1 protein-coding gene is annotated in these 1,434 nt (G+C 60.6%); it reads right to left on the minus strand.

The genetic code is table 11. The features are described 5' to 3' along the window. Positions 1-3: 3 nt before the first annotated feature. The gene (locus ABID58_RS37300; RefSeq protein WP_354037801.1) at positions 4-1,350 is read right to left on the minus strand and encodes an IS4 family transposase; all 1,347 of its coding nucleotides are present in this window, start codon (positions 1,348-1,350) and stop codon (positions 4-6) included. Between the last annotated feature and the right edge of the window lie 84 nt (positions 1,351-1,434).

Below are 1,434 nucleotides of genomic sequence, written 5' to 3' on the forward strand. Positions count from 1 at the left end.
GGGCTATGGGATTCCCGGATTTTGTTCTTGGTTAGCAAGAGCATATCCCTCGAGCGTAGCAGCGAGACGGTTCCAGCCGTCTCGCATGGTCTTTGGTCCGGGAGGTTTGTAGTAGCAATTCCAACCTCCCAGACGTGCTGCAATCCAGGAGACGAAGGCAAGAGAGTCCGGTGAGTGAGGATTCCTTTGTCGAAGTGTCTTGCCTTCGAGCTTTTTGGACAAGCGATCGAGGGCGACGGCAAAGTATGGATCGATCACATCGCTCGCTGGACGAGGTCCGCCGTCTCTGGCGTCGACAAGCTGGAGCGTCCGGATCGCGCCAGCCAAAGCGATAGCCGCGAGATTGAACATGCGCTCGGCGTCAATGACCTGGCTATCATCCAGGGCTAACCCGTCGCTCTTGAGCGCGCGGAAGGTCTGTTCGATGCGCCAGCGCAGGCGATATAGTCGGACGATATCTTCGGCTTCCTCGGCGCAGCCGACTTTATGGGTCGTGAGCAAGCGCCACAGAAGTGGCGTCTTGCCGGCTGGCGCGTCGACCTCCCGTGCTTCCACTAAGGTGAGGTCGACGTGATCAGTCGCCTCGGACCGTTTCATATTTGCCGGGCGAGCAATGCGCACGGCTCCGGCGTACAACTCCACCGTTGCCACACGCCCCTTATCGCCCGGTCCGCGCGGCGCTACCTGGGCCTGGCAGATACCCAACGGCTGCACGCCGGCAAGCGCCATGAACAACGATCCGCCATCCGCCAAAGACCGATCCTGACCTGAGCGCACGATCAGATCGAGCATCTCTGGCTTGCGGGCGAACAGCAGGTAAATATCGCATTCACGATCAGCCACCATCGTCACTCCGGCCGCATCCGACAGAACGCTGGCAGCAGCCTCGCAACCAGATAGCCAGCGCGCCGATTCCTTGTCTGCAATGGTGCGGCTGTGGCGCGATGTGACGCGCTGCTTGGAGCGTGTCCAGATCTCCGCATCAACGAGGCCCACCACCGCCTCGCTCTCGATGTCTACGGCAATCACCGGATGAATGAAGAAGCCGGGTGTCTTGCCGTCCCCGCCAGGCCCGAAGCCTCGCCGCTTCTTGTCACGACCGGCAAAATTGATCTCACTCGTATCCTGGACTGCCAGAATGCGGCGGCCAGCGCATTGCCGCGCCGTCCGCCCAGCCAGCGTCTCCACAATCCGATCAACCGAGACGTAGGGCGATGACAAAAACCGGTGCACGGCCTTCTCACCAGCTCGGGTCTCTCCCAATTTGCGAAGCACCAACGTGCCCGCGGTCGCCACTCGCTCGATCAGCCAATCAGCCCGCTCAGCAACCCGAACATCGCCAAAAGACATCGCAGGCCCTCCGTCCCAGACAGGTCGAAAGGCCTTGAATCACATCCATAAACTCCGGGGAATCACTTTCGGGCATCCCATAGC

Origin of the sequence: Bradyrhizobium sp. S3.2.6 (genome assembly GCF_040546885.1) — a bacterium.
In the GTDB taxonomy this organism is placed as follows: domain Bacteria; phylum Pseudomonadota; class Alphaproteobacteria; order Rhizobiales; family Xanthobacteraceae; genus Bradyrhizobium; species Bradyrhizobium cytisi.